We start from the raw sequence: 12,610 nt of genomic DNA, 5'->3' as shown, positions 1-12,610 counted from the left end.
CTAATCTGTAAACAATTAAAAAACTTGAATATGAAAAAATTATTTATCGCAGCTATGTTATTTGTTGGAATAGCAAGTTTTGCGCAAGACACAGATCAAAAACCTCAACGTGAACAAAGAGAAAGATTAACTCCTGAACAGCGTAATGAAAAGCAATTGCAAAAATTGACAAGTGAATTAAGTTTGGATGCAAGCCAGCAGGCACAAGTAAAACAATTACTGGCGGAAAGAAGTGCAAAAGCCGAAAAATTTAGAGAAGCTAGAAAAGAAAAAAAAGATAGCAACACAAAGCCAACTGCTGAAGAAAAAGCCGCTTTCAAAAAACAAATGGAAGACGAAATCGCAGCAAATGATGCTAAAATGAAATCGATCTTAAAAGCCGATCAATACACAAAATGGAAAGCCCTCCAAGAAGAGAAAAAAGACAAAATGAGGGATAAAATGAAAGAGCACAAAAAAGATAAAATCTAACTTGATGCAAAAAAAAGAGGCTTTAAAAGCCTCTTTTTTGTTATCTAAAATGTTTTTGATACTTTATCAATCGCATTGATTGTAAAATCTAAATCTTCGTAAGTTAATGCATCTGTAATAAACCACGTTTCGTATGCAGATGGCGCGATATAAACTCCTTCTTGCAATAATCCGTGGAAGAATTTCTTAAACGTTTCGTTATCTCCTTTTGCAGCAGTTTGGAAATCGGTAACTGGATTAGCATCAAAGTGAACCGAGATCATAGAACCTACCCTATTGATTGTAAACACAATATTATTTGCTTTTAAAACTCTATCAATTCCTGCTTCTAAATAAGCTGTTTTTTCTTCTAAACGAGTAAAAACTTCTCTATCAGAATCAAGTGCTTTTAGCATCGCCAATCCTGCCGCCATCGCTAACGGATTTCCAGATAATGTTCCCGCTTGGTAAACTGGCCCAAGAGGCGCTAAATAATTCATGATTTCTTCTCGTGCCGCAAAAGCTCCAACTGGCAATCCACCACCGATAACTTTTCCGAAAGTCACGATATCAGCATCGATACCATATAATTCCTGGACACCACCGCGAGCCAAACGGAAACCTGTCATTACTTCATCAAAAATCAATAAGATTCCGTTTGCAGTACACAAATCTCTTAAACCTTGCAAGAATCCTTCTTGAGGCGGAATACATCCCATATTTCCTGCAACTGCTTCGATAATAATCGCAGCGATTTCTCCTTTATTTGCTTCGATTAAAGTTTTTACATTGTCTAAATCATTGTATTTGGCTAACAAAGTATCTTTTGCAGTTCCTTCTGTAACTCCAGGGCTATTTGGCGAACCAAAAGTTACGGCTCCACTTCCTGCCTGAATCAAAAATGAATCTGAATGTCCGTGGTAACAACCTGCGAATTTTACAATTTTATCTCTTTTTGTAAATCCTCGAGCCAAACGAATTGCGCTCATACAAGCTTCTGTACCAGAATTTACAAAACGAATTTTGTCAATATTAGGAACCATAGAAACAGCCAAAGCCGCAATTTCAGTTTCCAATTCTGTAGGCATACCAAATGAAGTTCCTAGTTTTGCTTTTTCAATAACAGCATCAACAACTGGCTGATAAGCGTGACCTAAAACCATTGGTCCCCAAGAGTTAATATAATCTATTAATTTATTTCCGTCTTCATCATACAAATAAGCACCTTTAGCACTTTTTACAAAAATCGGAGTTCCACCAACGGCTTTAAATGCTCTTACTGGTGAATTCACTCCTCCTGGAATTACTTTTTCTGCTTCAGCAAAAAGCTGACTACTTCTTTTATATAACATTTTTTATTTTAGATTTTAGAGTTCAGATTTTAGATTTTCTGAAAACTTATTTTTGATTTTTAGATTGATTTTCAAGACTGATCCCGATAGCTATCGGGAGCGACTGAGACTCAAAACTTATTTCACCTTTAACCTCTGGCCAATTGAAATAGCATTATCAGTCAGGTTATTTTTCCTTTTCAAATCGTCAACTAATAAATTGAATTTCTTTGAAATGGAATACAATGTATCTCCTTTTTGAACTTCGTATGAATTTGGATCATACGCATTCATATTGATCTTTGGATCAGATGCGACATCATAAGATGTTTTTTTTGTTGGAGCCGAAGTATTAATTGGCACATAGTTTCTTCCTGTAACCTGACAATCATATTGATGTAGATTGTAACGTTCGATATAACTAATTAGCTTGTCTGGATATTTAGGATCGGTTGCATAACCTGCTGCTCTTAATCCTTTTGCCCAAGATTTATAATCGTCTTTTTCGTAAGTAAATAAGGTAGCATATCGTTTTTTCCCAACCAAAAATAAAGCGTGATCTCTATAGGATTCTGATGCCTGAGGATATTTTCTAAAACATTCCTGAGCCGAATCATCATCGTGTCGAACACTTTCTCCTAACCAATCATTATGACATTTTATACCAAAATGATTATTAGCATCTACAGCCAAATCTCCTCTTCCTGCACCAGATTCCAAAATTCCTTGCGCCAGAATAATACTCGCCGGAATTCCGTACGTTTTCATGTTTCCCATTGCAATATCTTTGTATAGCAACACATAATTATTAATCAAATCGCTGGTAACAACTGTTTTGGAAGTAGATTGAATAACCTCAGTTGTATTATTTGTAGAAGGATAATTTTTACCGATTGGCTTAACAGGGGTACTTCTTTTTGTAGCTGCCGTTCGAGTTTGAACTGCTGCCGCTTTTTTAGTCGTCGCGATAGCAGGTTTACTAGAAGAGCAACTTGCTAAAGCTAATATTACGAGAAGTAATACAATTTTTTTAATCATTGGTTTTTAGTATTGGTAATTTCTTCTGCTTCAACTTTATATTCATTCCTTCAATTCCCTGTAATCCGCCTGTGTGAATAACTAGAATTTTTGAATGTGCAGGAAAATAATTTTTACTGATTAAATCTATAACGCCAAAAACCATCTTTCCTGTATAAATTGGATCTAAGGGCACTTGGGTTTCTTCAAAAAAAGAATTGATAAATTCAATTAATTCTAAATTTATCTTGCCGTAACCTCCAAAATGATAGTCAGAAATTAAATTCCAGTTATCTTTTTTTGCAAAAATACGAATTTCATCGGTTAAAAAGTCACCTTTTAACGCTGGAAAGCCCAAAATTTTCTGATTTTGCAACGAACTATTAATTAATCCCGAAATCGTGCCACCAGTTCCAACTGCACAGCAAACGTAATTAAAAACAGAATCTTCTTCTCTCAAAATCTCTTCGCAGCCTTTTACTGCCAATTCGTTTGTTCCGCCTTCTGGAACTAAATAAAAATCGCCAAACCTATCCTTCAGCTTTTCTAGAAATGAAATTTCACTTTTTAAACGATACGCTTCTCTTGAAACAAATTCAAATTGCATTCCGTTTTCTTGAGCAAATTTCAAGGTTGGGTTTTCTTCAATTTTATCAAAAAGTTCGTCTCCTCGAATTATTCCGATAGTTTTAAACCCTTGTTCCTTTCCCGCATAAGCCACTGCTGCAATATGATTGGAAAATGCTCCGCCAAAAGTCAGTAAAGTGGTTTTATTTTCGGCTTTCGCCTGAAGTAAATTGTATTTTAGTTTTCTAAATTTATTCCCCGAAACAAAAGGATGAATTAAATCTTCACGCTTTATAGTCAACGAAATATCATTCGGAAATTGAATATTGATGGATTGATTGAAAACTGGATTCATTTTAATTTAATGTAATGTAGAAACTGAAAAAAAGATCTCTTTTTCAGATAATTTAAGTCGGTTTCTTTTGTGTAAGCTTCTCTTTCAAAACTAATATTTCGATAGGCTAGATCTTTGTTTTTGTATTGAATTAAACGGATTAAAAATTCCAAAACATACCAAATAAAGAATGGCAGAACTAGCATTTCTAGCTGTTGCCTCAAATGTATTTTTTCGTGATTTACGAAAGCCCCGTTTGTTTTATCAAAATCATATTTAACTAAAACGAAAGGAAATAAAGCCATTCCTCGATATCCTTTCGGAATTAAATATTTAGCAACAATCAGAAACATTGGCTGTAAAATTTATAAATTTGTAGCTATAAAATTGTTCGATTTCAATAAAATCATAATCAAATATTTATATTTTTGATTTTAGTTTATCGGAAAAAGAACGCGAAGCTGATTTATGAAAGAGCAAAGTAATGAAAATAAATTAATCGAAGGTGAAGATTTTTACTATACGCCCGAAGGTTACAAATGCTTTACTGAAAAACATCATTTAAAACGTGGTTATTGTTGCAAAAGCGGTTGTCGACACTGTCCATACGGATATGATAAAAAAACAGGAAGAATAAATAAAAATTAGAATACCACAAGATGAAGGTTTTTATAAATAAAAATATACCCGAAGTTGGCATTAAATTGCTTCAAGACAAAGGCATTAGCTCTACAATAAATCCAACAGAAAATGTATCGTCAAGAGAAAAGTTTATAAAAATCTGTCAAGAACATGATGCGCTGCTGAATGTTGGAACAAACAATTTAGACGAAGATTTTTTTCAGCAATGTCCTCATTTAAAAGGAATCGCTCTGTTTTCTGTCGGATTTGATTCTGTCCATATTCCATCGGCGAATAGCAGAAAAATTCCTGTTGGAAATACTCCCGATGTTTTAAGCAGAGCTACATCGGATGTTGCCTTTTTATTGATGCAGAGTGTTGCGAGAAAGTCATTTTTCAATCATAAAAGAATTTTAAATGATGATTGGGGAAGTTTTGACCCTTTGGCTAATTTAGGTCAAGAACTTTACGGTAAAACGCTGGGAATTTTCGGTTTGGGAAGAATTGGTTTTGAAATGGCTAAAAAATGTAAAGCCGCATTCGGAATGAACATTATTTACCACAATCGTTCTCATAATGAAACGGCCGAAAAAGAATTGGATGCGAAATATGTAGATTTTGAAACGTTACTTTCACAAAGTGATGTTTTAAGTGTTCATTCCAATTATACAGAAGAAAACAACGAAATTTTCAATAAAAATGCTTTTGCCAAAATGAAATCTAACGCTATTTTCATCAACACTGCAAGAGGAAAATTTCAAAATGAAAAAGATTTGTTTGAGGCTTTAACGAATAATATAATCTGGGGCGCAGGACTTGATGTTACCAATCCAGAACCAATGAAATCAGACAATCCGTTATTATCACTTCCTAATTGTTGCATTTTACCACATATTGGGTCTGCAACTTATGAAGCTAGAAACGCAATGGCAATTTGCGCGGCACAAAATATAATTGCACTTTTTGAAGATAAAAAAATGCCGTTTTGTGTAAATGAAGAGGTTTATTCTTAATTAGAAAATGTGGCAATTTGATAATTAAATAATTCAGCAATCTAAAATCTAAACTCAACAATCTAAAATATTTACATGGATATTCGTTCAAGAAAGTTTAAGATTACGATTTACAAATCGTATCATAGGTCGGATATCCGTTATCCTTAGTTCTTTTTAATTAGAAAATGTGACAATTTGAAAATGAGGCAATTAAAATAAATTCCAAATTTTAAATTCCAATTTCGTCGGCTAATATTTCGCCTTTCCAAGGCTGTATTTTATCAGCACCAGAGGAGCTAAATATTTATAGAACCAATTAACTGTCAGTCACATTTAAGCCCCAGCGGGGCGCATAATTTAAAAAAACAAAAATTAATCTGTTGTTAATCTAACCACAATATCTTAGCGTCTTAGAACCTTAGCAACTTAGCATCTCTAAAAAAAAATGACTTTTAAAGAACAAATACAACAAGGAATACCTTCTATATTACCATCAAAGCAGGCTTACGATCCAGCTATAAATCATGCTCCGAAGAGAAAAGAAATTCTTTCGGCAGAAGAAAAAAAGTTGGCGCTGAAAAATGCTTTGCGTTATTTCGATCCAAAACATCACGCCGACTTAATTCCTGAATTTTCAGAAGAATTAGAAAAATATGGACGTATTTATATGTACCGCCTTCGTCCAGATTATAAAATGTATGCAAGGCCAATTGATGAATATCCTGGGAAATCATTGCAGGCAAAAGCCATTATGCACATGATTCAGAATAACTTGGATTATGCTGTTGCACAACATCCGCATGAATTAATTACGTATGGTGGAAATGGAGCTGTTTTTCAAAACTGGGCGCAATATTTATTGACAATGCAATATTTGTCTGAAATGACAGACGAGCAGACTTTAACAATGTATTCCGGACACCCAATGGGATTATTTCCTTCTCATAAAGAAGCCCCAAGAGTTGTCGTTACCAACGGAATGGTGATTCCAAATTATTCTAAACCTGACGATTGGGAGAAAATGAATGCTCTTGGCGTTTCGCAATATGGACAAATGACAGCGGGAAGTTATATGTACATTGGCCCACAGGGAATTGTACACGGAACTACAATTACGGTCTTGAACGGTTTCAGAAAAATAAAACAAAATCCTGAAGGAAGTTTATTTGTGACTTCTGGTCTTGGCGGAATGTCGGGCGCACAGCCAAAAGCAGGAAATATAGCAGGCTGTATTACAGTTTGTGCTGAGGTAAATCCGAAGATTACTAAAATTCGTCACGAACAAGGATGGATTAATGAAGTGGTAACTTCAACAGACGAATTGGTTGCGAGAGTCGCTTTGGCGAAAGCCAATAAAGAAACGGTTTCTATTGCTTATTTAGGAAATGTGGTTGACGTTTGGGAACGTTTCGATCAGGAGAATATCAAGATCGATTTAGGTTCAGACCAGACTTCGCTTCATAATCCGTGGGCTGGAGGTTATTACCCCGTTGGAATTTCGTTTGAAGAAGCAAATGATTTAATGGCAAATAATCCAGAATTATTCAAAGAAAAAGTTCAGGAAACATTACGTCGTCATGCCGCAGCTATCAATAAACATACTGCAAAAGGAACTTACTTTTTTGATTACGGAAATGCCTTTTTATTAGAGGCTTCTCGTGCCGGAGCTGATGTAATGGCCGAAAATAATATTGATTTTAAATATCCTAGTTACGTTCAGGATATTATGGGACCAATGTGTTTTGATTACGGATTCGGTCCTTTCCGTTGGGTTTGTACTTCTGGAAAACCAGAAGATTTATTAAAAACAGATGCAATTGCTTGCGAAGTTTTAGAAAAAATGGCTAAAACCGCTCCAAATGAAATTCAGCAGCAAATGCAGGATAACATTAAATGGATTAAAGGCGCACAAGAAAATAAATTGGTTGTAGGTTCTCAAGCTCGTATTCTTTATGCTGATGCTGAGGGCCGAATCAAGATTGCAGAAGCTTTTAATCAAGCAATTGCAAAAGGTAAAATTGGCGCCGTTGTTTTAGGACGCGATCATCATGATGTTTCTGGAACTGATTCTCCTTATAGAGAAACTTCCAACATCTACGACGGCTCACGTTTTACGGCCGATATGGCAATTCATAACGTAATTGGAGACAGCTTTAGAGGAGCAACTTGGGTTTCTATACATAATGGCGGCGGAGTTGGCTGGGGAGAGGTTATAAACGGCGGATTTGGTATGGTTCTTGATGGTTCTACAGAAGCTTCAAAACGTTTAGCATCAATGCTTTTCTGGGATGTTAACAACGGAATTTCAAGAAGAAGCTGGGCTCGAAATGAAGGTGCTGTTTTTGCCATAAAAAGAGCCATGGAAGTTGAGCCTTTATTAAAAGTGACTTTACCAAATTTAGTTGACGAAAGTTTGCTTTAATTAAAACTGAACATTTAATTTTTGAATATATGAAAACACTAAAGTTAATTCCGTTTTTCCTGCTTTTGATCCTTACTTCATGTAGCAGTGTGACTGTTTATTCTGATTATGACAAAACTGTCGATTTTGCGCCTTATAAAACATACGCTTACTTTAAGCCCGGAATTGACAAGGTTGAAATATCAGATTTAGACAAAAGAAGAATTCTACGCGCTATTGATGATCAAATGCAGGCTAAAGGCTTTACCAAAAGCGATAATCCAGATTTGCTAATCAATATTTTTACTAAATCGAGAGAGCAGGTAGATGTAAACCAATTTAGCGCTGGCTGGGGTTATGGCTGGGGCTGGGGTTGGAATCCTTATATGATGTATGGTAATCAAACAACCGTTTCAACTTCTACTGAAGGCACTTTGTACATTGATTTGATCGATGCTAAAAAGAAAGAAATGATCTGGCAAGGTGAAGGAATCGGAACTTTGACAAGAAACATCGACAAAAAAGATGAAAAAATTGCTGAGTTCGTAGCCAAAATTTTAGCTCAATATCCGCCGGTAAAAAAATAATTATTTACATTTGTTATTCAATTAGTAAAAAAAATGAAAAACTTTAATAACATTATTATCGCTATTATTAGCATTATTGCAATTCAGCAGTAATGGCGAGGTGCTATATAAGAATGTAAAATATAATTTATAGAAACCTCCCAATTGGGAGGTTTTTTATTTTAAGAATATTAAAAACCAAATATTTTTTTTGCCACAGATTAAGAGGATTATAATGATTTTTGAATCTGTGAAAATCACTAAAATCTGTGGCAAAAAACAAAAACAACTTATTATGGATCTATTTAACGAAGTACTTAACGCAAAAAAACAACTTGAAAACGTAGTTGCTGCAACACCTCTAACCCAGAATTTAAATCTTTCAGACGAATTTGAATCTACTATTTTATTAAAAAGAGAAGATTTACAAATTGTTCGTTCGTACAAAATTCGGGGCGCTTACAATAAGATTTCTTCGTTAAACGAAAAAGAAAAGACTAACGGAATTGTTTGTGCCAGTGCAGGAAATCATGCTCAAGGTGTTGCGTATTCTTGCAATCTTTTAAAGATTCAGGGCAAAATTTATATACCTAAAACAACTCCAAAACAAAAAGTAAAACAAGTTCAATTATTCGGAAAATCATTTGTAGAAATTGTTCTGACAGGAGATACTTTTGATGACGCTTATGCTTCTGCAACTGCTGATGCTATCAAAAACCACAAAACTTTTATCCACCCTTTTGATGATGAAAAGGTAATTGCTGGACAAGGAACTGTTGGGTTAGAAATCTTAGAAAGTTGTAAAGAACCTATCGATTATGTTTTTGTCCCAATTGGCGGCGGCGGGCTGGCTTCTGGTTTATCTGAAGTTTTTAAGCATTTAAGTCCACAAACCAAAATAATTGGAGTCGAACCAAAAGGCGCTCCTTCGATGAAAACTTCGATTGAAGAAAATAAAAATACGCCGCTAAAAACAATTGACAAATTTGTTGATGGAGCCGCTGTAAAACAAGTTGGAGATAAAACTTTTGAAATCTGTCGTTATAATTTAGAAGATATAATTTTGGTTCCCGAAGGAAAAGTCTGCACTACAATTTTAAGATTGTATAATGAAGAAGCAATGGTTGTTGAACCTGCAGGTGCGCTAACAATTGCAGCTTTAGATTTTTACAAAGATAAAATTAAAGGTAAAAATGTAGTTTGCATCGTAAGCGGAAGCAATAATGACATTGAAAGAACTGCCGAAATAAAAGAGCGCTCTCTACTTTATGAAGGTTTGATGCACTATTTTATGATTCAGTTTCCACAGCGTCCGGGAGCTTTAAAAGAATTTGTCAATAATATTTTAGGCCCTGATGATGACATCACGTATTTCCAGTTTGCTAAGAAAAACAGTCGTGAAGTTGGTTCTGTTGTCGTTGGTTTAGAATTGAAAAACAAAAATGACATTATGCCTATTAAATTAAAAATGACCGAAAATGGTTTTGAATTTCAATACCTGAATGACAATCAAGATCTGTTTACACAATTGATTGGATAAATAAAAAACAAAGGCTGTCAGATGGGATGACAGCCTTTTCGCATTCAATACAAATTACTAATTGAATTGTGGATATAAATTATTGCTTCAAGATTTTTTTCGAATAAGAACCTTTATTGTCACTTACTTTTACCACGTAAAACCCTTTTGGTAATCGAGAAATTTCTATTTCAGCTTGATTTCCTTTTAGAAATTTTACATTTTTCTTTAAAACGGGCTGACCTGTGATATTGAAAATCTGCACATCAGCATCTCCTTCATGATTGGTATCAATTTTTAAAGAATCATCTGTTTCATCAACAAAAATCATCATATCATTTGAACTCGTATTTTCAGCAACAGTTTTTTCTACTGCTAAAGCACTTTTTGCCGCTGAAGATTCAACTTGAACCAATTGCCACTGTTGATTTAAACCTCCTGTATAAGCCCAAACTTGAATATTAGCGCCATTTGCTGTAGATACATTTTCTACATCAAGCGATTTACCGCTGTTTACGTTTATAATTTTGTAATAACCAGTGCCAAGATTTGTTACCGTCCATTTGAATTCATTTGAAGATGAAAAAGTTTTCTGCTGTACTTTTAATCCATCCCCAGTTCCGTTATTTTCAACTGCCAGATACATTCCAGTTGACTTTACGATGATGTAATAATTACCATTTCCGTCCGAAACAAATTTCCAGCGTTGGTTACTTCCTCCTCCATTAGTAATATCATATTGTTGAATCCTGCTTCCGCTTGTAGTAGCATTATCTGCAACATCTAAACCTTTATTGCTATTTCTAGAAATAATATTATAATATCCTTGGAATCCAGTTGAACCAACTGTTACAGTAATTACGCTTGTGGCAGTTTTAGCTCCATCAGCAGTAGTTACAGTGATTGTCGCATTTCCTGTAGCAATTGCCGAAACCAATCCGTTTGAATTTACCGTTGCAACAGAAGTATTGCTTGAACTCCAGTTTACAGCTGTATTGGTAGCATTGCTTGGAGAAACTGTCGCCGTTAATTGCTGTGACTGACCCATTCCAATTGTGGCAGAAGTAGGACTTAAACTCACTCCTGTAACCGCAACAGGATTTGATGCACCCCAAGTAAAAGTAACTGCAGAAGACGCCGGAACTGCGTAATTAAAAGCAGATGATCCTGAAACTACTTTTATCGTATTTGATGATCCTCCTGAATTATAAATTACAAGTGCGGTTGAACCATCAGGGTTTTTAAATGCAACTGAAGAAATACTGCCGCTTGTACTTGAAGAACCAATTCTTACTGCGCCAGGTTTTACATACTTAGAAATTTGACCAATAATATAATAGGCTACATTTTTTGTATAACTTGTGCTATTATTAACTGTAATCGCGCCTAAACAAGTGGTACACCCGCCTGGAGTACGCGGCCCTAAACTTGAATTATTTGCAGCATTCCATTCCAAAACTGTTTTCGACCAATTATTTGTACTGCCAATAACAACGTTTTGCATATGCCATCCAAAATCTCCGCTGAAACTTCCACCTGAACCTGTATATTGTTCTGTAAAATAAACATTTTTACCCGTTTGTGTTTTTACAGTCGACATTGCTGAGATATTTCCTAAATACAAGTGAAATGCTGCACCATCAACATAAGAACTATTATTTAGAACATCGATCGGATAAGCTGTATTATCGCAATTATGATCAAAAGCAATGATTTTTACGTTTCCATAACCAGCTGCTGCCATTTGAGGCCCAAGCTGTTGATTGATGAAATTCTTTTGTTCTGTAGAATTCATCAGCATACTTGGTTCGTTGTTTGGATTTTCAGGTTCATTTTGCGGTGTAATTCCCCAAATATTAATACCTTGTGCTTTCATAGCATCAAAATATTTCACGAAGTATTTTGCATAAGCTGCATAATATTGTGTTTGCAGCGAACCTCCGACCCACGAACCGTTGGTTTTCATCCATCTTGGAGCAGACCAGGGTGTAGCTAAAATTTTGATATTAGGGTTAATGAGTAAGATTTTTTTAATAATTGGAATTAGATAAGTCAAGTCAGGTCCGTTCAAACTGAAGTTGTTCATATTCGTATCGCCTGAAGTTTCGTTATAACTGTAAGAAGAACTGCTTAAATCTGAAGCTGCAATACTGATACGAACTACGCTTGCATTTAATCCTGTTGTTGGATTGTACAAATCATTCAATAATTGGTTTTGTTGAGTGGCAGCCATTCCAGCAATAACTTCGCAGCTTCCTTCGGTAAGCGTATAACCAAACCCATCCATGGTTTGATAAGTTGTTCCCGCATTTACTGTTACCGTCGAAGGATTGGTTCCTGAATTGGTACCGAAGTTTACAGTTGCCTGCTGCTGTAATAATTTAGTTTGATCTCCTGTGGTCATCCACGGAGTTACCGTCTGAGCATTTAAGCTGTTCATGAATAAAAGCGTACTACAACATAATAGTTTCAACGCTTTACTTACCCGAATTGTAGGTGTTTGAGTAGTTTTGTGCATTCTTTTGTGGTTTTGGTTTGATAATTAGTTTTTTCTTATTTATTCAGTTTTATTTTACTAAAACACCACAATATTATAAGTATTTTTACAATATTCTCATTTTTTTAACTTTACAAATACACATCAAATCAAAAAAAATGATATAACAAAAACGCATCTTATTGTTTTTCAATACACTGAAAAACAATATTTTAAAAAATTAAAAATCATAAAAAACTTACCAATTAAAATCAAAATAACTCATCATAAAATAAAAAATCTATACAATTCCTTACAAAATGTTATTTTATT

General features: G+C 34.7%; 11 protein-coding genes. 6 read left to right on the top strand and 5 right to left on the bottom strand.

Going from position 1 to position 12,610, the window contains the following annotated elements; all coding sequences use genetic code 11:
* Positions 1 to 30: 30 nt before the first annotated feature.
* Positions 31 to 471, top strand: a complete 441-nt coding sequence (locus tag M0M44_RS09905; RefSeq protein WP_248729604.1) for a hypothetical protein — start codon at positions 31 to 33, stop codon at positions 469 to 471.
* Positions 472 to 515: 44 nt separating this feature from the next.
* Here M0M44_RS09905 and hemL read toward each other — a convergent pair whose 3' ends face one another.
* The 4 genes from hemL to M0M44_RS09885 form a co-directional block, all read right to left on the bottom strand.
* A complete protein-coding gene (hemL, locus tag M0M44_RS09900) occupies positions 516 to 1,802 on the bottom strand; it encodes a glutamate-1-semialdehyde 2,1-aminomutase (RefSeq protein WP_248729603.1) in 1,287 nt (428 codons plus the stop codon).
* Positions 1,803 to 1,919: 117 nt separating this feature from the next.
* The gene (locus M0M44_RS09895) at positions 1,920 to 2,819 is read right to left on the bottom strand and encodes a glucosaminidase domain-containing protein (RefSeq protein WP_248729602.1); all 900 of its coding nucleotides are present in this window, start codon (positions 2,817 to 2,819) and stop codon (positions 1,920 to 1,922) included.
* The gene (locus tag M0M44_RS09890; protein ID WP_248729601.1) at positions 2,812 to 3,720 is read right to left on the bottom strand and encodes a 1-aminocyclopropane-1-carboxylate deaminase/D-cysteine desulfhydrase; all 909 of its coding nucleotides are present in this window, start codon (positions 3,718 to 3,720) and stop codon (positions 2,812 to 2,814) included. The genes M0M44_RS09895 and M0M44_RS09890 overlap by 8 nt, the downstream gene beginning before the upstream one ends.
* Positions 3,717 to 4,052, bottom strand: a complete 336-nt coding sequence (locus tag M0M44_RS09885; protein WP_248729600.1) for a hypothetical protein — start codon at positions 4,050 to 4,052, stop codon at positions 3,717 to 3,719. The genes M0M44_RS09890 and M0M44_RS09885 overlap by 4 nt, the downstream gene beginning before the upstream one ends.
* 115 nt (positions 4,053 to 4,167) lie before the next feature.
* Here M0M44_RS09885 and M0M44_RS09880 point away from each other — a divergent pair, with 115 nt between their 5' ends.
* The 5 genes from M0M44_RS09880 to ilvA all read left to right on the top strand — a co-directional run bounded on the left by M0M44_RS09880 (position 4,168) and on the right by ilvA (position 9,822).
* Positions 4,168 to 4,347 carry a C1orf53 family protein gene (locus M0M44_RS09880; RefSeq protein ID WP_095928730.1) on the top strand — a complete coding sequence of 60 codons (180 nt, stop codon included), beginning with the start codon at positions 4,168 to 4,170 and terminating at the stop codon, positions 4,345 to 4,347.
* Positions 4,348 to 4,358: 11 nt separating this feature from the next.
* Positions 4,359 to 5,333, top strand: coding sequence for a 2-hydroxyacid dehydrogenase (locus tag M0M44_RS09875; protein ID WP_248729599.1), 975 nt, complete (start codon positions 4,359 to 4,361; stop codon positions 5,331 to 5,333).
* Between the two features lie 427 nt (positions 5,334 to 5,760).
* Positions 5,761 to 7,737 (top strand): urocanate hydratase, encoded by a 1,977-nt coding sequence (locus M0M44_RS09870; RefSeq protein WP_248729598.1) that lies wholly within the window; start codon positions 5,761 to 5,763, stop codon positions 7,735 to 7,737.
* 29 nt (positions 7,738 to 7,766) lie between these two features.
* The gene (locus M0M44_RS09865; RefSeq protein WP_248729597.1) at positions 7,767 to 8,303 is read left to right on the top strand and encodes a DUF4136 domain-containing protein; all 537 of its coding nucleotides are present in this window, start codon (positions 7,767 to 7,769) and stop codon (positions 8,301 to 8,303) included.
* 274 nt (positions 8,304 to 8,577) lie between these two features.
* Positions 8,578 to 9,822: a threonine ammonia-lyase IlvA gene (gene ilvA / locus M0M44_RS09860; protein WP_248729596.1), complete on the top strand. Its 1,245-nt coding sequence runs from the start codon at positions 8,578 to 8,580 to the stop codon at positions 9,820 to 9,822.
* A 79-nt stretch (positions 9,823 to 9,901) separates the two neighbouring features.
* On the opposite strand, the gene M0M44_RS09855 is transcribed toward ilvA, so the two are convergent.
* Positions 9,902 to 12,319, bottom strand: coding sequence for an RICIN domain-containing protein (locus M0M44_RS09855; protein WP_248729595.1), 2,418 nt, complete (start codon positions 12,317 to 12,319; stop codon positions 9,902 to 9,904).
* Between the last annotated feature and the right edge of the window lie 291 nt (positions 12,320 to 12,610).

The organism is Flavobacterium humidisoli (assembly GCF_023272795.1).
GTDB classification, from domain to species: Bacteria; Bacteroidota; Bacteroidia; order Flavobacteriales; family Flavobacteriaceae; genus Flavobacterium; species Flavobacterium humidisoli.
This window is presented reverse-complemented; position numbering and strand designations above follow the sequence as displayed.

What these genes read in the sequence shown, in the direction of transcription:
- M0M44_RS09905 (WP_248729604.1), top strand. Translation starts at nt 31, where the DNA reads ATGAAAAAATTATTTATCGCAGCTATGTTATTTGTTGGAATAGCAAGT.
- hemL (WP_248729603.1), bottom strand. Translation starts at nt 1,802, where the DNA reads ATGTTATATAAAAGAAGTAGTCAGCTTTTTGCTGAAGCAGAAAAAGTA.
- M0M44_RS09895 (WP_248729602.1), bottom strand. Translation starts at nt 2,819, where the DNA reads ATGATTAAAAAAATTGTATTACTTCTCGTAATATTAGCTTTAGCAAGT.
- M0M44_RS09890 (WP_248729601.1), bottom strand. Translation starts at nt 3,720, where the DNA reads ATGAATCCAGTTTTCAATCAATCCATCAATATTCAATTTCCGAATGAT.
- M0M44_RS09885 (WP_248729600.1), bottom strand. Translation starts at nt 4,052, where the DNA reads ATGTTTCTGATTGTTGCTAAATATTTAATTCCGAAAGGATATCGAGGA.
- M0M44_RS09880 (WP_095928730.1), top strand. Translation starts at nt 4,168, where the DNA reads ATGAAAGAGCAAAGTAATGAAAATAAATTAATCGAAGGTGAAGATTTT.
- M0M44_RS09875 (WP_248729599.1), top strand. Translation starts at nt 4,359, where the DNA reads ATGAAGGTTTTTATAAATAAAAATATACCCGAAGTTGGCATTAAATTG.
- M0M44_RS09870 (WP_248729598.1), top strand. Translation starts at nt 5,761, where the DNA reads ATGACTTTTAAAGAACAAATACAACAAGGAATACCTTCTATATTACCA.
- M0M44_RS09865 (WP_248729597.1), top strand. Translation starts at nt 7,767, where the DNA reads ATGAAAACACTAAAGTTAATTCCGTTTTTCCTGCTTTTGATCCTTACT.
- ilvA (WP_248729596.1), top strand. Translation starts at nt 8,578, where the DNA reads ATGGATCTATTTAACGAAGTACTTAACGCAAAAAAACAACTTGAAAAC.
- M0M44_RS09855 (WP_248729595.1), bottom strand. Translation starts at nt 12,319, where the DNA reads ATGCACAAAACTACTCAAACACCTACAATTCGGGTAAGTAAAGCGTTG.